Genomic DNA, 19,238 nt, shown 5'->3' on the forward strand with positions numbered 1-19,238 from the left:
CACCCGAATATTTTTTCGCTACCTGAAAAATAATGAGGTGGTTTCTCATTCTCGTTCGACCTGTAAGGAAGGCCGGAATACAGGCCAGTCTGCCGATGTCCTTTCTTGGAGCGAGAAAATGAGTTCGTCCCCGGTTTCACAGCGCCATCCATTAAGTCGTGCCATGCACGGTGCGATCCTGGGTTTGATCGTGAGCAGCTACGCATTGCCATCGCTGGCGCAAACCTCGGGCGCTGACCAGAGCAGTCAGGTCAAACAGTGGAATATCGCCCCCGGGCCACTGGCGCCAGCGCTTGACCGCTTTGCGCGCGAGGCTGGCATCAGTCTTTCCTTCGACGCCTCGAGTGTGGCGAACCGCACCACGGCTGGCGTGAATGGCACGCTCGATACATCGGCAGCGCTGTCATCCTTGCTCCAGGGCAGCGAATTGCAGATCGAACAGCAAGGTCCGAATGCTTACCTGCTGACCCCTCAAGCAAAAACCGCCGGCCCGCTGGAACTCGACGCAACGGCTGTTGAGGACTACCGCCTCGCCCCGCTCATCATCAATGCCAAGGTTCGGGTCAGTGCCGACGACGACGCCAACTCGGTGGTTGCCAAGGAGCTCTGGGTGGGCGGCAAGGTGGCCACCAGCATTCTCAATACACCGGCATCAGTGTCGGTGGTGACCAACAAGGAAATGCAGCAGCGCAGCGTCAGCACCACGGAAGAAGCGCTGCAATACACGCCGGGCGTGGTCAGTGACTTTTATGGTACGGATGATCGCAACGACTATTTCCAGATCCGCGGCTTCCAGGCCACCACCTACCGTGACGGCTTGACCCTCAGCTCGATGCGCGGCGTACGCGAAGACCCGTTCGCCTATGAGCGCATCGAGATTCTGCGTGGCGCCAACTCCACCCTGTTTGGCCCTGCGGACCCGGGCGGTTCGGTAAATTTCGTGACCAAACAGCCGCGCTTCGAGAAGTTTGGCCAAGGCTATGTGACCTACGGTTCGTTTGACCATGTCGAGACAGGCATCGATGTCGGCGATGCGCTGAACGACGAGAAAACCCTGGCCGGCCGCTTTACTGCCAAAGGCCAGAACAGCGACCGCGAGTACGATCACTCGCAGGACGACAACCAGTTGTTTATGGGTGGCCTCACCTGGGCACCGACGGATTACACGTCGGCCACGATGATTCTGGACTACCTGAAAACCGAGAGTTCGCCCAACAGCGGCGGCTATCCACTGGATCGGGAATACGACCGCAGCAAGTTTTATGGCGAGCCCAGCTACAACTTCCACGATGTCGAGCGCACCAGCCTCAGCGGTAACGTCACCCATGATTTCGACAACGGTTTTGTGCTGCGCAGCAATCTGCGTTACAGCAAGTTGACCGATGATTTCGGCTACGTGTACCTCAGCGACAGCGCCGCACGTGTCGGTACCACCGTCGATCGATACCTGTTTGGCACGGACACTGAAGCCGATCAGTTCAACGGCAATCTGATGCTGCAATACGATGCCCGCTTCGAGAACATCGACAGCAGCAGCCTGGTGGGCGTGGAGTACCTCGATTCGACCACCAAGGAAAGCTCGGTCTACGCCCTGACGACCCCGATCGACATTGCCAACCCGGTGTTTACTGGCGTTCCACGCTCAATCGCGCCGTATGCCGTCAACAAGCGAGACGCGACCACCAAGGCCGTCTTCCTTCAGCAGAACCTGTCGTTCTACGAGCGTTTCATCGTCACCGGGGGCGTGCGCAACGACTCGATGGACCTGACCAGCAAAGGCTTGCAATCCACTGAGAAAGACACCTTCTCCGAAACCTCCTACCGAGGTGCGTTGACCTATATCGTCAACGATGAGGTGTCCACCTACGTGAGCATGGTCGAATCCGTCTCGCCGCCGCAGGTTGGCGTGACACCGCAGACAGGCAGGCAGTACGAAGTGGGCGTGAAGTATGCGCCGATGGGAATGGATGCACTGTTCTCCGCCGCCGTGTATGACCTGACCCAGGAAAACGTCACCATCGCCGTGGTGCTGCCGAGCGGCATCATCGAGCAGCAGACGGTAGGCGAATCGCGCGCGCGTGGCCTCGACCTGGAGGCCAAAGCGCAGGTGACGCAGAACCTCAGCCTGATCGGTGGCTATTCCTACATGGAGTCCGAAGTATTGCGCGGTTCGTTGTACGACGGCAGCTCGCTGAAGGGTAACGAGTTCGCCACGGCACCCAAACATTCAGCTTCGCTGTGGAGTTACTACGACGTACCCGCCACTGATGTCAGCGTGGGCCTGGGTGCCCGCTACGTCGGCGCTTATTACTTCGATGCAGCCAACTCCGGCAAAAGCGATGGCACCACGCTGTTCGACGCTGCCTTCAACTACAAAATTGCCAAGGGCACCGACCTGGCGGTGAACGTCAGCAACCTGCTGGACGAGCAGCACGTGGTCGGCTCCGGCACCGCGAACTTCTACAACCCGGGCCGCGAGATTACCGCCAAGCTGAGCTACAACTGGTAAGCAGGCGGGTCAGCGTTTTTCCCCACACAGAAAACGGTGCCCGCGTTACCGCGGGCACCTTCGACTTGGTTGTTAGCCGCCGACCTCACGCAAAATTCTCTCAAGCTCAGGACGGGTCCACCTCTCCCAAGGGAATACCTCCCGGTCATCGCCGCTGTGCCAATACTCGCCCGCATCAAATGCCTGATAGATCGAAAATGCCGGCTCGGGCATCTCTGCGTACAAGGACAGATCGACGATATCGCTGATGACAATATTCATCACCTCATCACAGTAGTGAAAATCGCGGCCGCCGGTGATAAACAGCCTTGCCACTGAGATCGCCAACTGATTGAGAAGATCGCGGCTGTCGATCTGCAGGTGCTCACACATAACATTTAATTCGGTGTTAGGGGCTTTCTCAATCATCCCCAGTACGTAATCAAGCTCGGCATCACTAAGACCTGTGGCCATATGATCAAAGTACTCGTGAGTTCGGTTTTGCGATGAATTCAGGACAAGCCTGTTAGAAAGCATTTTGGCAGATTTGCTGTTTAGCGACAGCTATGGTTCGAAAGCAGCTTCTGATTGGGTGGTCCCGTTTTCCCCCGGGGCTTATTCGGCAGAGGTCGACTTGGACTGTCATCAGATAAAGGTGACAAAGCGGGTATCGAGACCCGCGCTCACTGGCGCTAGCGAATTGAGATAGTACACAAACACAAGGGTGGCCGCTTTTGGGTATTTGGCGATCCGTGACAAGAAGATCGGTCAGAAGCGGCCAGTCAGTATCGATGAAATACGTTAGATGATTCCAGTTTCAAATGAGCCGCGGGCAATACCCAGGTTGATCTACGCTTGAATGAAATCACGCGGAGAAACAGATCATGTCACTCGCTCCCGGAAGTCTATTTGCCCTGGCTGTGGGTGTCTTCTTTTGCACATCCGTGCTCGGACAAGGGGCAGCAGACAGCGATTCTCCGCCGGCGATACTGCCCTTGGCATCCGAGAGTGCGCCGAGACTCATTGCCTACCCGCCGCTTGCCGAGCCGCTCGCCCGTGGAGTGGTCATCATCCAGTTTCGAACAGAGCACGCCAGGATCATGCCGGTTTTTGGCAAAGTGGCTGCTGAGGTATCACCACGCTTAGGTCACCTTCACGTGACCGTCGATGACTGGAAAGGTACGTGGGCGCACACCAGTGAAGACCCGATTATCCTGGTCGGGCTAACGCCCGGTCCTCACAAGGTTCTCATGGAAGTGGCCGACCCGACGCACCAGATCATCACCAGTACGACAGTGAGTTTTACAGTACCGGAGAAGAAACCGATGGACGCTCCCCGTACTGACGATCATCACGCGGTAAAACCATGACTGCTGTGCTATTCACCGAAACAGGCAATGATCGGCGTCTCTGCCAGCGATTGACTGGCTCAATATCTCCAGAAGACCGGGGTCACGAGCACCAACACCGTCAGGATTTCCAACCTGCCTAGCAGCATGCCAACGGTGAGTAGCCATTTGGCTGCATCCGGCAGTGACGAGAAATTACCTGCCGGGCCGATGATTGTGCCCAGGCCGGGGCCGACGTTACACACCGCCGTAGCGGCACCGCTCAGAGCGGTAATCCAATCAAGCCCGATCAGTGCCAGGCCCAAAGCGATGGCGGCAATCGTGATGGTGAAAAAAAACGAGAAGGTCAGCAGCGAACGGACGATCTCCTCGTCGATGGGATGGCCGTTGTATTTTTTCTGAATCACGGCCCGAGGGTGAATCAACTGCTTCAAGCTGCTGACCAGAAGCGCGGCAGCCACCTGAAAACGGAAGATTTTCAGCCCGCCTGCCGTTGAGCCGGAGCAGCCACCGACGAAGGTCAGATAGAAAAACAGCAACACAGCGAAGCTGCCCCACAAGGTGTAGTCGCCAACCGCAATTCCGGTGGTCGTGACGACCGAGGTCACATTGACCGCCACGATACGAAACGCGTCCCACCATCCGTAGTCGCTGTGAAAATACAGCCAGGTACCTACTGCCAACGATGTGACGAGCAGGAATCCAATAAACCCGCGTACCTGGTGGTCCCTGATCAGCGCACGCCGATTGCCCCGACAGGTTGCGACGTACAAGGTGAATGGCAGGCTGCCCAGGATCATGATGACTACCGCCACCCAGTGAATTGCTGGCTGCTCCCAGTGCCCGAGGGAGGAGTCCGACGTCGAGAACCCGCCGGTGGAGATCAACGACATTGCGTGGTTGATCGCTTCGAATGGGGTCATTCCTGCGAGCCAGAGCGCCAAAGTGCCGACACCCGTCAGGCCCAGATAGAGCAAAAGGATGTACTTGGCTGCAACATGAGAACGTGGTGTCACTTTCTCCGACCAGTCCGAGGACTCTGTCTGGAAAAGACGCATGCCGCCGACTCGCAAGAGCGGAAGAATCGCGACAGCCATGCCGATAAAACCGATGCCGCCTAGCCAGTGCAGCATGGAACGCCAGATCAACAAGCCGGGAGAGGCGCTATCCAGACCGGTGAGTACCGTCGAGCCAGTGGTTGTGATGCCCGACATCGTTTCAAAGAACGCATCGGTGTAGCTGATATCGCTGATGAAAACCATGGGTAACGCTGCGAAGGCGCACACAACAACCCAGCTAGCGGTAGTCAACAGGTACATGTCCCTGGGCCGAAGATTGCCAGTCTCCGGACGCCCTCGCATGATCAACAGCAGACCACAGATGAAGGTAATCAGACTCGACCAGAGAAAGGCCGACAGATCGTCGCTACGCTCATGGACCACCAGCGTGACCATGGGTATAGCCATGCTTACCGCCAGGGTGATCAGAAAAATACCCAAGATAAAGCCGATAAGCCGAATTGCTGCGAGGGACATCACGATAGCGTTCCAAATTAGCGCCGCGCAGTATCGGATGCCCTCAATAAAGACTGCGTAAATTCTCCGTAAAATTTTGACCTGCAATCAGTTAGGCTGCGGGAGTCAAAGCGTGGCTATGAGTCGATTACAGGCCTTCGCAACAGGCCGGAAACGGCAGAAGCCGCCAGTGCCAGCCCTCTTCGCATCAAACGAGTCCCGGCCTGACGCTGCATGCTGCGCGTTAAATCTGGCTGCAGCATGCAGCGCCGTGCAAACGGAAGTTGATCTGCGCTGATCGCTCATCAGGAGGAAACGAGTTTCTCGTAATCAGAGAAGGGCTTGAGCGCGCAGTACTGCACGTGTAGCAGATTCCCTTTGACGTAAGGCAGCGCCTCGATGTAATCACGCGCCTCTTCGAAGGTGACGGACTCCAGTTCAAACGCGGCACCGGGACCATCGGCCAGCCCATGAACTGCGCGCACGATACCGCCAGCGAAGCCTTGCCAAACGTGCACTACCTCCGGTTTCGCCAGCCGCTTGAAGTCTTCTGCCGCTCCATCAGCACGGCGAGTCAGAATCACGAAGGTTTTCATGACACCTCCTCCGTTTTCAGCTGCTTGCGCTGGGTTGTTTCAGCATACGCGACGTGCGCCATTATGCCGCTCTGGCCCACGGCCACATGCGGTTTAAGCTCATTGCGGGGAGTGTAGTCCCCACCGTTTTGGGGCCGGAAAGGTATTGGCGCATCTGTGAACAAATCCTCGAGTCGGGTGCGCCAAGCCTCTTTGGCTGCGACGGCATCTGCGGCGGTCAAGTTGCCAGTGCCGTATATGGCGAACGTCGGCAGCACATCGAACCCAGGAAAGTAGAGCGAGCCGTGCGTGATCGGAAACAGCAATTGCTCGAGTGGTCCGTTGATGCCGCGCAGCGAGTAGTCTTCTGCGGGGCCGCCGACAGCGACTGACAACATGGCCCGCTTGCCTTTGAAAGCGCCGTCACCATAGCGGTAGGCGTTGCCAGCGTCCTTGTAGCCGTGGGCGAGTCCGGCTGCCCAGACGCGATCTATCCATCCCTTCATGATGGCAGGCATGCCGTACCACCAGAGCGGAAACTGGAAGATGACTACGTCTGCCGCTAGAACCTTGTCTTGCTCCGCCGCCACGTCAGGGCTTTGGCTGCGATGACGATAGGCGTGGGCGGACTCTGCTCCGAACGAGAGCCGCTGAGGGTTGGCCCGCTGAGGAAAGTCGTGCTCGTCAAATATCGCTTTCCAGCCCATGGCGTATAGATCGGATTGCAGGACCTCGTGTCCTTGCGCAGTCAAGCATTCAACAGACACATCCACCAGTTGCCGCGTTAGCGACGAAGGCTCGGGATGGGCATAGATGATCAGTACTTTTTTCGACATGAAGGACGGCTCCGCTGTGATTTCGAAGGAGTGTCGCGGGGCTCGGGCCATCTGTGAAATCTCAAAATTTTGCTGCTAACATAAGATCGATGGATACCAGACGCCTTGATCTAAATCTGCTTGTGACGTTGGAGGCCCTTCTCATTGAGCAGAACGTGACCCGGGCTGCCGCCCGTCTGTATTTGAGCCAGCCAGCAGTCAGCGCTCAGTTGAGCCGTCTGCGCGACGTCTTCAACGACCCTCTTCTGATCCCCGCGCAGCGTGGAATGACGCCCACCGTCAAAGCCTTGGAGCTGCTCGTGCCGCTTCGCCAGGCACTTGACCAGGTAAGGGCGACCGTCACTACTCATCTGAATTTCGAGCCCGCGACGGCGAGCCTGACGGTATCAATCGCCTGCACGGATTACGTGCAGGCGGTTTTGATCAAACATCTCGTTGTCGCCATGCGACGCGAAGCGCCGGGTGTTCGCATCGCACTGCGCATCCTGGACGTACCACAGCTGGAGCTGCAGATGACCCGCGGCGAGGTGGACCTGGCCGTGATAAACATGAACGGGGTTCCGCCCGCACTGCACTCGCAACACCTCTATGATGAGAGTTACGTGCTGATCGGGCGTCGTGGGCATCCAAGCCTGCGCGCGGACCTGACCGTGGATGAGTTCGCGCAGCTGGAACATGTCGTGGTGTCACTGCGCGGCGGAGGCTTCTCTACCTCGGTGGATCACGCCTTGGTAGCGCGTGGGCTGCGGCGTAACGTCGTTCATTCAGCGTCGTCATTCCTTCCAGTACCGGAGTTGGTCGCGCAGTCGGATTGTGTGGCCCTGGTTCCAAGTCGTCTTGTAGACGGTCGCAGCGAGCAACTGCTGTGCGTAGCCCCTCCCTTGCCGGTGGAAGGTTTTGCGATTGGCTTGTTCTGGCATGAGCGGTCGGATGGGCACGCCGGCTTCAAATGGGTACGTGAGTTCATCACTCGCGTGGCCGATTCTCGTGCATCCGATTATGGCAACCCAAGATCTCTGACGACCTTAAAACCCGTCCAGACAAGCTAGCGTGTCGAGTACTCGATAGGTCAAAGGCTCGCTGGTTGGCTCGCTCTTGCAAGCCCGCTGAGGCAATAAATCTACATCCATCTACTTATGGCCGATTATGGGTTTTTATCGGCATACCTGAATGACTGCTTTTGGCCGAAAGCAGGCGGGTATTACCTTGTTTCAGCTTCGTCAGGAGGCCAGCTCTCATAGAAAGAGCCGCCTACAGGGATCGGGTTGCCATCCATATGGTATGCGGCCCATGCCAGTACTTGTGCCATGCGCTCGGCAGCAACTGGCGACAGTCCGCAAGATTCTCTGACTTCGTCTAGCCGTACTCGGCAAACATCGAGGTGGCGTCGAACCCCGGAAAATCCACCAAGATAGAGAAAGAACTCGTCGAGAAGGATACCCACGCCTGGAACACCATAGGTGCCGGCCACACCTGGTGCCTCCTCATATAAAGCCTTCACATCATGGCCTTCCAAGGCCGCGACAGCGGTGAGTACCTCGCAAAAAGTATCTTTCATGCTGTTGCTGACCCAGAGGTCATAGCTGTTGCCGATAATGATGGGCGCGCCCATGAGTCTTACTCTGATGTCGATAATGGAATGCTGAAGAAGAGGCGTATTCAGCCATGTAGCCAATTTTCAATAGGCCGTCTCCGCTCCGATTATTATCTTTTGGGGCTGGAAAAGGCCATGCGTGGACGGCTGCTTTTGGCCGGAAGCTGCCTCCCAGGCAGCGAACCGTGAATGGTCACTCGTCAAACAAGGTCCAGCCATGGCAAATGCCGGCAAAGTCTTTTGCCGTGAAAAATAATGTCAGTTCCTTTGGGTCAAATTCTTTGTAGAGCCAATGCCCAGGAATGGGGCCTCTCGTTATCGCGTATTCCAAGCGGTATTTTTGAACAGGTCCAAAACCGATGGAGCGTGAGTTCAACTCAAACCTGTCACCTCTGTTGAGCGCCCATAGCTTTTCAACAAGGCAGTCATCAAGCACCACCTCTCCCGCTACCTCAATGAGATACTTTGAATGAAGTTTCTGTTGAAGCCTAATGCTTCTGGCCATGCATCAACCTACCTATGAATAGTCCGAGCATCGACGCAATAATACTTGAACATGATGACGAGCGCTTTGGGTTGAAAAAAGTTCGCTGGGCGTACGCTCTGGCCGATAGCTGCCATCCGCCACCGGCAGCTATGAGCTGAGACGCCCGCACATCGGCGCCACGCAAGCCGCTCACCAAACCTGACCCCAGGTTTGTCCTGCCTGAAATCCCAAACCCGCACAAAAAAATCACCGATTCATTGTCAGTTGATTTTTTTCGGCCTATCTTGAATAAAACCTATACAGCCAACCTGTATGCGTACAACCTTTTCACCCGACTGTGTCCCTAACCCGCACCGCCACGAGTAACCCGAATGAGCCCACTACTAGCCAGCCATTACCGTGAAATCCTCGTTGGCGTCGGTGAAAACCCGGAACGCGAGGGTTTGCTGGATACGCCCCAGCGCGCCGCCAAGGCGATGCAATACCTGTGCAACGGATATGCGATGAGCCTGGAAGACGTCACCAACGGTGCGCTGTTCGAGTCGCAGAGCGATGAGATGGTGATCGTCAGCGACATCGAGCTCTATTCGCTGTGTGAGCACCATATGCTGCCGTTTATCGGCAAGGCGCATGTGGCGTATATCCCCACTGGCCGGGTGTTGGGGCTGTCGAAGGTGGCGCGGGTGGTCGACATGTTCGCGCGGCGCTTGCAGATCCAGGAAAACCTTACTCGGCAGATTGCTCAGGCGATCCAGCAGATCACCGATGCTGCCGGTGTCGCGGTGGTTATTGAAGCCAGGCACATGTGCATGATGATGCGCGGTGTCGAGAAGCAGAATTCGATCATGACCTCCTCGGTCATGCTCGGTGCCTTCCGCGACAGCTCGACGACGCGGCAGGAATTTCTCCAGCTCATCGGCCGACGCTAGGCCTATACACAGCCTGTTAACTGTACAAGCACAAGGAGTAGGAAGATGACCCGATTTCTGCTGCTGTTAGGACTGGCGCTCAGCATTGCAAGCTGCGGCAGTGTCGATGTTGCTCGTTATGCGGATCAGCAACCGGCATTGAGTCTGGAGCAGTTCTTCAGCCAGCCCGTCAAAGCCTGGGGAATGTTCCAGAAGCGCAACGGCGAAGTGGTCAAGCGTTTCGAGGTCGATATCGCCAGCCGTCGTGAAGGTGAAAACCTGATCCTCGACGAGCGTTTTCTTTACAGCGACGGCACCCGTGAACGCCGAGTCTGGACCCTCACTCCCGGGGGCAATGGTCAGTGGAGCGGTCGCGCGCATGATGTGGTCGGTGTCGCACAGGGCCAGATCGCAGGCAACACCTTCCACTGGCGTTATCGCCTGAACCTGCCAGTCGACGACTCGACCTACGAAATGAGCATGGACGACTGGATGTACCTGGTCGACGAGGACACGCTGATCAACCGCACCCGTATGTCCAAGTGGGGTATTGAGGTCGGCCAGGTGACGGTGTTCTTCCGGCGCCAGAACGCTGGGGCGAACCCATGAGCAGTGGGTTGACCCTGGCCTCGTTCGGCGACGGTTATCGCGCTCTGGTGATCGGCGCCAGTGGCGCCCTCGGCACGGCGTTTTGCCAACATTTGAACCAGGATCCACGCTGCGCCAGCGTCCGTACGCTGGGACGCGATACCGTGCCGAAGCTCGACCTCGAGCAGCCCGAAACGATCGCCAGCGCCGCCGCCGAACTGGCAGGCCAAGCGCCCTTTCACCTGATCATTCACGCGGCCGGCCTCCTCCATCGCGACCAAGTCAAGCCGGAAAAAAGCTACAGCGCGATCGAAGCCGAGTCGCTGCAGGCCGTGTTCCAGGTCAACACGCTGGGGCCGGCGTTGCTGCTGCGCGACTTTTTGCCATTGCTTGCGCCTCAAGGCGCGATGGCAATGCTGTCGGCGAAAGTCGGCAGCATCGGCGACAACCGTTTGGGCGGCTGGTACGCCTATCGCGCCTCCAAGGCTGCGCTGAACATGCTGATCAAGACCGCCGCCATCGAGCTTTCGCGCACGCGCCCGCAGAGTCGCTTGCTCAGCCTGCACCCGGGCACGGTGGTCTCGCCGTTGTCGCAACCTTTTCGCGGAGCCTCAAGCGCCCGCCCGGCAGACATTGCCGCCGGGCAATTACTGAGTCTGATTGACACGCTGACGCCGGCCGATAGCGGCCATTTCTTCGCCTACGATGGAGAACGCCTGCCCTGGTAGGCAAGGAGTGAAGCATGAATCTGCAAACCCTCACCGAACGTGCGGCCAACAGTGAAGTTCGCGAACTGGAGCTGCTGTCACTCGAAGGTGGATTTTATCTGGCGAGAATTCGCGTAGATCAGGGCCAGTTCACCTTGCTCGATGACGCGGCCAAGCCAATGCACCTGCGTTCAATCACCCACCTTCGCGACTTGCTGCAAACCGTGCCGGCGTTTCCCTGCGTACTGGTGCAGCAATGCGTGCACGACGAAATGTGCGGCCGGGATTCAGGGCCGGTTGAAGAGCTGCGCATTCCATTTTCGCTGACCACGCCGTTATGACGCTGAAGCGAGGCGAGCGCTGAATGGCAGGCTGATAAAGCGCGCGTCGCCCACCGGCGACGCATTTATCGAACCCCTGCCTCGTCCACGGGTCTGCTTCACATCGATTCCCTGGAAGCAAATCCCATGTCCACTCAACACACACTTGTCCTGCTTGCCCGAGGCGGATACGCCGCGCGCGGCGTTCTGTATCTGATCATCGGCATCTTCGCGCTGCTGGCGGCGCACGACTCCACCAAACCGAAAGACAGTCACAAAAGCCTTGAAGCATTGCTCAGCCAGCCCTTCGGCTACGTGCTGATCGGTGTTGTGGTCGCCGGCCTGCTGGCCTTCGCCGCCTGGCGTGCGCTGCAAGCGATCCGCGATGTCGACCACCACGGCACCGAGTTCAAAGGCCTGGTCATTCGCGCAGGTCTGCTCGCCGGCGGGCTGGTCAACGCGGCGCTGGCCTTCTTCGCCCTGGGCCTGTTGGTGAGTGGCCTCAGGAGTTCGGGCGGCTCCGGCGATGGCAAGACCAAGGATCTGCTCGCGCAGCTGCTGTCATTCGAGCACTCGAACCTGTTGATCTACCTGATCGCGCTGATCCCGCTGGGTGTCGGTATCGCCCACATCATCAAAGGCTGGAAGGCCACGTTCGAGAAATACTTCGAAGCGGATGACGAAGTGATGCGTTACGTGCGCCCGGTGTCGCGCTTTGGCTTGATCGCCCGCGGCGTGGTGTTTATCGAGATTGCAGTGTTGATGGCGGTCAGCGGCTCGGTTTACCAGGCGACCAATCCACCCGGCATGAAGGAAGCGCTGGATGCTTTGCAGAATCTGCCGGCAGGCGGCGTGCTGTTGATGCTGATGGCGTTGGGGCTGATAGCATTTTCGGTGTACAGCTTTTCCGAAGCGGCCTGGCGCCGGATCGAAATGGATGTGCCGTTGTAAGCGGCGATTCGAGGGGGCGTTTGCCCCCTCGATTGCTTCCCGTCAAGTAAACAGATCAACGCCCAACTGGAACGCTACCCATAGCGCCAGACCTGTAGCAAACATCAGCGCGATGTTTTCAAACAGGTTGTTGCGGTACTGCTTGTCCAGCAGCGATTTCTGGTTGGACATGATCAGCAAGCCCAGGGAAATCACTGGCAAACCAATGATGTTCAATGCGCTGACACCAATGGTCAGGGTGACGAAATCCGGCATGCCCGGCATCGACCAGATCAGCGGCGTGACCAGGATGAACAGCATGAACCACTTGTGCATCGGGTCGTGATGGAACTCTTTACCGTACTTCTCGCGGCGCTCAGGACGAACATGCTGGAAGGCATCGGTGATCAGCATCGGAAACGCTGTGGTCTTGCCTGAAATACTGGCAAACAAGGTCGCGAATACGCCGATGAAGAACACGTACCAGCCGATCGGGCCGAAGAAGATTTCCAGCGCCTTGCCCAGATCGCCCAGGGTTTTCACCTCGATGCCGTTGGGCCGCAGGATTTCCGCACCGACGATCCAGATCGCCAGGTTGATGATGATCCCGACGAACACCGCAAACAGCAGATCGTTACGCTGAATGCGCTTGTGCTGCGGCCCGGTCCAGCCTTTCTGGCGCATGACATAGGGGTGCACGAAGTTGGCGATCGAGCCGGCAACCGCGCCGATCACTGAAACCGCCACCAGCAACGCGCCATGCACGCCTTCGTCCGGCGGAATGCTGAAACCGATGGTGCCTTTGATGATGCCGCTGACATCCGGGCCGGACATCACCGCCAATGCGATGAACGCCAGGGTCATGATCGCCAGCAGCAGCTTCATCACGCCTTCGATCATCGTGTAGATGTTGCGCCCGACCAGCATCCACACCGCCAGCACCACCGCCACCGAGCACAGCAATGGCTGATCGATCTTGAACAGCATCGCCAGCGACTCCCCTGCCCCCTTGATCATGTAGGCGTTCATCAAGTGCCCCATCAACAAGGCATAAACCAGCATGAACCAGGCAAACACCGGGTTGAGCTGGGCGTAGCCCTGCAGAATGGTCATGCCCTGGTTATTGCACAGCTGGAAACGGGCAATGATGTTGACGATCAAGTATCTCAACAGCAAAGAGACCGCCAGCACCCACATCATCGCGTAGCCGTAATTCGCACCGGCCACTGAAGACGTGATGAGATCGCCCGCACCGAGCCACGACAGCACGGCGATAATGCCGGGGCCGAGCAGTTTCAGCGTACGCAGGAACAGGTTTTGCGGTTTTGCAGCGGCCTGATGATCGAGTGGAGCCATGCTCGTCATAGGGGTATCTCCGTTATTGTTTTTGTGAGAGTTGTTGCACTGCGCACATTAGGTAGGATGTCGTACAACAACGCTAACGGGAGAGTATGTAGAAATGTGTCAAACCTCAATGACGACGGCCCTCTCCGATCATTTCCGCTGATCAAAATCATCTGGAACAAGCATGTGAAATAAACGTAGCGACGTTACAGGCCTACGAAATAGCCATTGATGGCCCAGCCAATCACTCATAGGATGACTGATCACAACAACAATAAGGCTGAAAATGATGAAAAGAACCCTCTTGATCGCTGCGCTCGCTTCAGCTCTGAGCGGGACGGCCAACGCCGCTACCTACGCTTACATCTCCAGCCCCGGCGACGGTCTGATCTCGCAATACCGCCTTGATCAGAGCAACGGCGCGCTCACCCTCATTGAACAAATCCAGGCCGGCGACCAGGTCAATCCCATGGCGCTCACCCCGGACGGCAAAGTGCTGTTTGCAGCGTTGCGGGTCAAGCCTTTCCAGGTTTTGGGCTATCAGATCGACTCCAAAAGCGGGCACCTGACAAAATTCACCCAAGCGCCCCTGGCAGAGAGCATGGCTTATCTGTCGACCGATCGAAAAGGTCGCTACCTGCTCGCCGCGTCCTACGGCGCCGATGCACTCAGCGTTCAAAAGATCGGCGAGGATCATCAGCCTTCCGCCAACATCCTGCGTTACCCGACCGGCCTGCACGCGCATTCGATTCGCACCGAGCCGAGCAATCGTTTTGCCTACGCCGGCAACCTGGGCACCGACAAGGTGCTGCAATATCGACTGGACGCCAAGACTGGCGAACTCAGCCCGATCGGCAGCGGCGCGGTCAGTGTTCCGGAGAAAACCGGGCCTCGGCACCTGGCGTTCTCGCCCAACGGCAAATTCCTTTACGTCGTCGGTGAAATGAGCGGCACCGTGACTGCGTTTTCAATCGACGAGGCCAGCGGCGCGTTGACCCGAATCGCTGAAGCCAATGGCATTCCCGAGCGATTGAAACTGGCCCACGGCGAAGTCCGTGATGCGCGCAACAACGACCTGAAAGACGATCCGACCCCACGCATCTGGGCTGCCGACCTGCGCATGTCGCCGGATGGAAAACTGCTGCTGATGAGTGAGCGCACCAGCAGCAGCGTTTCGGCATTTGCCGTGGATCCGGCAACCGGAGGACTCAAGTTCCTCGATAACTACCCGGTGCAAGAACAGCAACCGCGAAATATCGCCTTCTCCCCCGATGGCCACTGGCTGCTGGTGACGGGCGAGAAAAGCGCCAAGGTCGGTACGTACGCGGTGAGCAAGGATGGCGCGCTGAAGCGTGTCGGTGAAGCGGCCTCCGGCAAAGGCGCATTATGGATAGAAATACTGCAAACGCCTGACGCTTGAATACCTGCGGAGCAGCAACTGCTCCGCCGTTCTGCAACTAATCCCCCGCCGCTTCGGTCATTAGGTTTGCCGAGGTTGATACATTTACGCAGACCTCACTTTCAAGAGACTGCCCCCCCCGTGATCAGCCATCTCGATCGCCGCAACAACCGCTCGCTGGACAGTCTGAATTTCTTTCTCGCCGATGTCCGCGACGGCCTCGGGCCGTACCTCGCCATCTACTTGCTCGCCGTGCACCACTGGGACCCGGCCAGCATCGGTGTGGTCATGACCCTCGCCGGCATTGCCGCGCTGGTCACGCAGACGCCCGCTGGTGCGCTGGTTGACAGCAGCCGGGCGAAACGTGCGCTGATCATCATCGCCGCGCTGTTGGTGACGGTGAGTTGTCTGCTCCTGCCGTTCATTTCGTCATTCAGTCTGGTGGCGTTGACTCAGGCTTTGAGCGCTGCGGCAGCATCTATTTTTGCCCCGGCGATTTCCGCGATCACCCTGGGCATCACCGGCCCGCGAGCATTCACCCGGCGTACCGGTCGCAACGAGACGTTCAACCACGCCGGCAACGCGTGCGCGGCGTTATTGGCCGGTTTGTTTGCGTATCTGTTCGGTCCGGTGGCGGTGTTTTATCTGATGGCGGTCATGGCGCTGGCCAGCGTGATTGCCGTGCTGTTCGTCTCGGCCGAGGCGATTGATCACGATGTCGCGCGCGGCCTCCAGCCTGGCGATCAAAGCCATCAGCCGTCCGGATTCAAGGTACTGCTGAGCAATCGCCCGTTGCTGATGTTTGCCCTGTGCTGCGCGCTGTTCCACTTGGCCAACGCGGCGATGCTGCCGCTGGTGAGCCAGAAACTCGCCCAAGCCAACTTGCACATGGCCACGCCGCTGACGTCGGCGTGCATCGTCGCCGCGCAACTGGTGATGGTGCCGATGGCGCTGCTGGCCGGTGCGAAAGCCGATGTCTGGGGGCGCAAACCGTTATTGCTGGCGGGTTTTCTGATCCTGCCGCTGCGTGGCTTGCTCTACACCTTCTCGGATGATCCGTACTGGCTGGTCGCCGTGCAGTTGCTCGACGGCGTCGGCGCTGGGCTGTTCGGCGCGCTGTTCCCGGTGATGGTCAAGGATCTCACCCTCGGCTCCGGGCATTTCAATGTCAGCCTCGGCGCGCTGACTACAGCATTTGGCCTTGGCGCAGCGCTGAGCAATGGGCTGGCCGGATTTGTCGTCGAGGCCGCCGGTTACAGCGCGGCATTTCTGACTCTCGCCGGGGTTGCAGCGGCAGCATTCCTGCTGCTGTTGATCGCTGTTCCGGAAACGCTGCAGCGGACTGAGCAATTCGAGTCCGCTGCAGTTATGGGCCAAACCTGAGCTAATCGCCACCGCAGCCATTGCCGAGCACGTTGTACGTGGCGACATGCCGCTGGCCGTGGCTGTCTTCATAGACGACCTCCACCGGAACAATTCCGCAGGCGGCGCTGGTGTCGGTGATGCTGATGGTTTTGGCGATATCCAGTGGCACGCCGGTCTGCGCAGGTTCGGTGGCGGCGAAGACGTTGCCGGCGAGGATGGCCAGGGTCAAAGCAATAAACGTTTTCATCGTGTGATCTCTCTATAAATGATGAGGAATTCAGACCTGACGTTCAGTCAGCAATTGGCGCGCGGAATCGGCCATGACCGGCAGCGCTCCGGCGAGCATCAGGACGTCTTTGAGCACCAGGCGTCCGGCGCCGGACAGATAGGGAAAGCCATGCTGACCATCGCCCAGCGCAGCGACCCAGGCTTCAGGCGTGGTGACCAGAAAGCTCAGGGTCACCAGCGGCGTAGCGAACGCCAGCGCGCCACCGAGCAGGCCGGTGCGGCGGGAAAGCGGGTTGGACAGGACCAGTAGACCGATGAGGATTTCCACCACGCCAAGCCCGGTGGAAAAGCCGTAGGTGTTGTTCGCGGTCTGCCAGGCGCGCTTGTCGGCGTTCAGCTCGCCCTCATGGGTCAGGTGCGCCTTGTAGTCCTGCGGGTGTTCGTAGAAGAACGACATCACCGGGCTGTTGGCGACGAAGGGCGTGATGCTGTCGGCTTCGTACGGGACGAATTTCAGCGCGCCGATCCACAGGAAGACGATGGCGATGGCCACGCGCATCAGCGGGATACCGAGGCGATCGAGTTTGCCGAGCTGTTGTAGTCCGGCGTTGATTGAGGTGAACATGCGACTTCTCCAGATCAATGAAAGTGGAGTCAGTCTGCGGTGCTACCGAATCGCGCTTTTGTCGGTCATGCTCAACGTCTTGCTCAATCGTCTCAACTTTGCGGATTTCCATCGTGATGGGTGCCAATGAACTCGCTCGATAAGCTCATCAGCCTGGCCAACGTGCGCGGCAGCCTCGATCTGCGTTGCCAGTTTCAAGGCGACTGGGCGCGTGATCATCAACAGGAAGCCTTGGGCAAGGCGCCCTATCACATCGTGCTTAAAGGTGAATGCCGGGTTGAACTGGCCAGCGGACAACGCCTGGCAATGCGCGCCGGCGATATTCTGCTGTTGCCACGGGGGACGCCACATGTGCTGCACAGTGACGGCAAAACCGTAGCGCCGATGTCGCCAACGCTGATTCCCGGCGGGGTGTTGCCGATCTATCGGCTGGGTGGCGCGAGCGCCGATCTGGACATGCTCTGCGGTGGCTTTCATTACAACCGCGCGTCGATGCTGTTCGCCGCCCTCCCCGATTACCTGTTGATTGCCAACGACGGCTTGCCGGTGGATGCGCCGCTGACCGGCCTGATTGCGCTGTTGCGCAGCGAAGCCGACAGCGAACAGCCGGGCGCGCGGTTCCTCCTCGATTCACTGTCCCAAGCCTTGTTCACCTTGATTCTGCGTGCGCACCTGGCCCGTGCGGAGCAGGACAAGAGCACCCTGGCGCTGCTCGGCGACCAGCGCCTCGGCCGAACCTGTCAGGCGATACTGGCCGACCCGGCGCACGAATGGACTATCGAAGCCATGGCCGACACCGCGAACATGTCCCGTGCAACGTTCATGCGCACCTTCGCCCGGGTCGCTGGCGTGTCGCCGTGGGTGCTGCTGACCCAGTTGCGCATGGAGCTGGCGTTCAGTCTGCTGAGCCATTCGCATCTGGGCCTGAACGACATTGCCGTACAGGTCGGCTATCAGTCGCAGGCTGCCTTCAGCAAGAAATTCAAGGAAATCTACGGCGAGGCCCCGGGCAAAGTCCGCCGCGCGATCTGATTGAATGGATCGCTTTGTATCAGCGTGTAGCTTTCACCGACACAGATACATACGCATGCGAAGTTCGGCCGTGCGCACACACAACTGACACATTTAGCGCGCTAAATACCACTGTCGCTTCCATTCCCACCTTAACCAATCGACAGGACATCACCATGAACAAAGTCTTCGCAACCCTCGCCCTTACCGCCGCCATGTTCGGCGCCACCGCTGCGTTCGCCGCGCCGGTCAAACCTACCGTGGTGCTGGTACACGGCGCATTCGCCGATTCGAGCAGCTGGAACGGCGTGGTCAAGATTCTCGAGAAGGATGGCTACCCGGTGATCGCCGCCGCCAACCCGCTGCGCTCGGTCAAGGGTGATGCGCAATCGGTGGCGGATGTGCTGGCCAGCGTGAAAACCCCGGTGGTGCTGGTCGGCCACTCTTACGGTGGCCCGGTGATCAGCGAAGCCGCTTACGGCAATGCCAATGTCAAAGCGCTGGTGTACGTCGCTGCGTTCGCTCCGGAAAAGGGTGAAACCGCAGCCGAATTGTCCGGCCGCTTCCCTGGCAGCACTCTTGGCCCGACCCTGTCGGCCCCGGTTGAGCTGGCCGATGGTGGCAAGGATTTGTACATCCAGCAGGACAAATTCCATGAGCAGTTCGCAGCCGATGTTTCCCCGGCAGATGCGAAGTTGATGGCCGCGACCCAGCGCCCGGTGACCGTCGCCGCGCTCAACGAAGCCGCCACCGAGCCCGCATGGAAAACCGTGCCGTCGTACTTCGTCTACGGTGACCAGGACAAGAACATCCCGGCGCAAGCCCTGGCGTTCATGGCCGAGCGCGCGCACTCCAAGCAGACCGTCGTGGTCAAAGGCGCTTCGCACGTGGTGATGGTGTCCAACCCGAAAGCCGTTGCCAGCCTGATCGAAACCGCTGCGGCCGCAAACTGATCCAGCGCTGAGTTGAA

The 19,238-nt window shown here is 58.5% G+C and carries 21 protein-coding genes; 12 read left to right on the forward strand and 9 right to left on the reverse strand.

The window, feature by feature from the left end; genetic code table 11:
* Nucleotides 1-118: 118 nt before the first annotated feature.
* Nucleotides 119-2,509 (forward strand): TonB-dependent siderophore receptor, encoded by a 2,391-nt coding sequence (locus D8U61_RS15985; protein ID WP_130927270.1) that lies wholly within the window; start codon nucleotides 119-121, stop codon nucleotides 2,507-2,509.
* A gap of 72 nt (nucleotides 2,510-2,581) precedes the next feature.
* On the opposite strand, the gene D8U61_RS15990 is transcribed toward D8U61_RS15985, so the two are convergent.
* On the reverse strand, nucleotides 2,582-2,962 hold the full coding sequence (locus D8U61_RS15990) for a hypothetical protein (protein WP_122507382.1): 381 nt from the start codon (nucleotides 2,960-2,962) through the stop codon (nucleotides 2,582-2,584).
* Nucleotides 2,963-3,372: 410 nt separating this feature from the next.
* Between D8U61_RS15990 and D8U61_RS15995 the strand changes: the two genes are divergently transcribed.
* Nucleotides 3,373-3,858, forward strand: coding sequence for a DUF6130 family protein (locus tag D8U61_RS15995; protein WP_130927271.1), 486 nt, complete (start codon nucleotides 3,373-3,375; stop codon nucleotides 3,856-3,858).
* A gap of 59 nt (nucleotides 3,859-3,917) precedes the next feature.
* Here the strand turns inward: D8U61_RS15995 and D8U61_RS16000 are convergent, their stop codons facing one another.
* The 3 genes from D8U61_RS16000 to D8U61_RS16010 form a co-directional block, all read right to left on the reverse strand.
* Nucleotides 3,918-5,372, reverse strand: coding sequence for a TrkH family potassium uptake protein (locus D8U61_RS16000; protein WP_125927065.1), 1,455 nt, complete (start codon nucleotides 5,370-5,372; stop codon nucleotides 3,918-3,920).
* Between the two features lie 284 nt (nucleotides 5,373-5,656).
* A complete protein-coding gene (locus D8U61_RS16005) occupies nucleotides 5,657-5,947 on the reverse strand; it encodes a hypothetical protein (protein ID WP_122706234.1) in 291 nt (96 codons plus the stop codon).
* On the reverse strand, nucleotides 5,944-6,762 hold the full coding sequence (locus D8U61_RS16010) for an NAD(P)H-dependent oxidoreductase (protein WP_130927272.1): 819 nt from the start codon (nucleotides 6,760-6,762) through the stop codon (nucleotides 5,944-5,946). The genes D8U61_RS16005 and D8U61_RS16010 overlap by 4 nt, the downstream gene beginning before the upstream one ends.
* Before the next feature lie 89 nt (nucleotides 6,763-6,851).
* Between D8U61_RS16010 and D8U61_RS16015 the strand changes: the two genes are divergently transcribed.
* Nucleotides 6,852-7,811: a LysR family transcriptional regulator gene (locus tag D8U61_RS16015; RefSeq protein ID WP_130927273.1), complete on the forward strand. Its 960-nt coding sequence runs from the start codon at nucleotides 6,852-6,854 to the stop codon at nucleotides 7,809-7,811.
* A 152-nt stretch (nucleotides 7,812-7,963) separates the two neighbouring features.
* On the opposite strand, the gene D8U61_RS16020 is transcribed toward D8U61_RS16015, so the two are convergent.
* Complete coding sequence (locus tag D8U61_RS16020) at nucleotides 7,964-8,374, reverse strand: hypothetical protein (protein ID WP_130927274.1); 411 nt, start codon at nucleotides 8,372-8,374, stop codon at nucleotides 7,964-7,966.
* A 175-nt stretch (nucleotides 8,375-8,549) separates the two neighbouring features.
* Complete coding sequence (locus tag D8U61_RS16025; protein WP_130927275.1) at nucleotides 8,550-8,861, reverse strand: hypothetical protein; 312 nt, start codon at nucleotides 8,859-8,861, stop codon at nucleotides 8,550-8,552.
* A gap of 353 nt (nucleotides 8,862-9,214) precedes the next feature.
* Here D8U61_RS16025 and folE point away from each other — a divergent pair, with 353 nt between their 5' ends.
* From folE to D8U61_RS16050, 5 genes are all read left to right on the forward strand, one after another.
* Entirely contained in the window at nucleotides 9,215-9,772 is a 558-nt protein-coding gene (folE, locus tag D8U61_RS16030; protein ID WP_016774771.1) for a GTP cyclohydrolase I FolE, read from the forward strand.
* 45 nt (nucleotides 9,773-9,817) lie between these two features.
* Entirely contained in the window at nucleotides 9,818-10,360 is a 543-nt protein-coding gene (locus D8U61_RS16035) for a DUF3833 domain-containing protein (RefSeq protein WP_130927276.1), read from the forward strand.
* Nucleotides 10,357-11,067 carry an SDR family oxidoreductase gene (locus tag D8U61_RS16040; protein ID WP_130927277.1) on the forward strand — a complete coding sequence of 237 codons (711 nt, stop codon included), beginning with the start codon at nucleotides 10,357-10,359 and terminating at the stop codon, nucleotides 11,065-11,067. The genes D8U61_RS16035 and D8U61_RS16040 overlap by 4 nt, the downstream gene beginning before the upstream one ends.
* Nucleotides 11,068-11,081: 14 nt before the next feature.
* Entirely contained in the window at nucleotides 11,082-11,387 is a 306-nt protein-coding gene (locus tag D8U61_RS16045; protein ID WP_016774774.1) for a DUF6482 family protein, read from the forward strand.
* A 126-nt stretch (nucleotides 11,388-11,513) separates the two neighbouring features.
* The gene (locus tag D8U61_RS16050) at nucleotides 11,514-12,317 is read left to right on the forward strand and encodes a DUF1206 domain-containing protein (RefSeq protein WP_110600551.1); all 804 of its coding nucleotides are present in this window, start codon (nucleotides 11,514-11,516) and stop codon (nucleotides 12,315-12,317) included.
* Nucleotides 12,318-12,359: 42 nt separating this feature from the next.
* Here the strand turns inward: D8U61_RS16050 and D8U61_RS16055 are convergent, their stop codons facing one another.
* On the reverse strand, nucleotides 12,360-13,661 hold the full coding sequence (locus D8U61_RS16055; RefSeq protein WP_024013001.1) for an Nramp family divalent metal transporter: 1,302 nt from the start codon (nucleotides 13,659-13,661) through the stop codon (nucleotides 12,360-12,362).
* Nucleotides 13,662-13,926: 265 nt separating this feature from the next.
* Here D8U61_RS16055 and D8U61_RS16060 point away from each other — a divergent pair, with 265 nt between their 5' ends.
* The gene (locus tag D8U61_RS16060; protein ID WP_130927278.1) at nucleotides 13,927-15,060 is read left to right on the forward strand and encodes a lactonase family protein; all 1,134 of its coding nucleotides are present in this window, start codon (nucleotides 13,927-13,929) and stop codon (nucleotides 15,058-15,060) included.
* A gap of 120 nt (nucleotides 15,061-15,180) precedes the next feature.
* On the forward strand, nucleotides 15,181-16,422 hold the full coding sequence (locus D8U61_RS16065) for an MFS transporter (protein ID WP_123442447.1): 1,242 nt from the start codon (nucleotides 15,181-15,183) through the stop codon (nucleotides 16,420-16,422).
* A 1-nt stretch (nucleotide 16,423) separates the two neighbouring features.
* Here D8U61_RS16065 and D8U61_RS16070 read toward each other — a convergent pair whose 3' ends face one another.
* Both D8U61_RS16070 and rclC read right to left on the reverse strand, forming a co-directional pair.
* On the reverse strand, nucleotides 16,424-16,651 hold the full coding sequence (locus D8U61_RS16070; RefSeq protein ID WP_024013004.1) for a DUF2790 domain-containing protein: 228 nt from the start codon (nucleotides 16,649-16,651) through the stop codon (nucleotides 16,424-16,426).
* A 30-nt stretch (nucleotides 16,652-16,681) separates the two neighbouring features.
* The gene (rclC, locus tag D8U61_RS16075) at nucleotides 16,682-17,257 is read right to left on the reverse strand and encodes a reactive chlorine resistance membrane protein RclC (RefSeq protein WP_130927279.1); all 576 of its coding nucleotides are present in this window, start codon (nucleotides 17,255-17,257) and stop codon (nucleotides 16,682-16,684) included.
* Between the two features lie 126 nt (nucleotides 17,258-17,383).
* On the opposite strand from rclC, the gene D8U61_RS16080 reads away from it, so the two are divergent.
* Nucleotides 17,384-18,289, forward strand: a complete 906-nt coding sequence (locus D8U61_RS16080) for an AraC family transcriptional regulator (RefSeq protein ID WP_130927280.1) — start codon at nucleotides 17,384-17,386, stop codon at nucleotides 18,287-18,289.
* A 155-nt stretch (nucleotides 18,290-18,444) separates the two neighbouring features.
* Entirely contained in the window at nucleotides 18,445-19,221 is a 777-nt protein-coding gene (locus D8U61_RS16085) for an alpha/beta hydrolase (protein WP_125927074.1), read from the forward strand.
* Nucleotides 19,222-19,238: the final 17 nt, after the last annotated feature.

The sequence above is a fragment of the Pseudomonas sp. Sample_14 genome, from assembly GCF_004307515.1.
GTDB lineage: Bacteria > Pseudomonadota > Gammaproteobacteria > Pseudomonadales > Pseudomonadaceae > Aquipseudomonas > Aquipseudomonas atacamensis.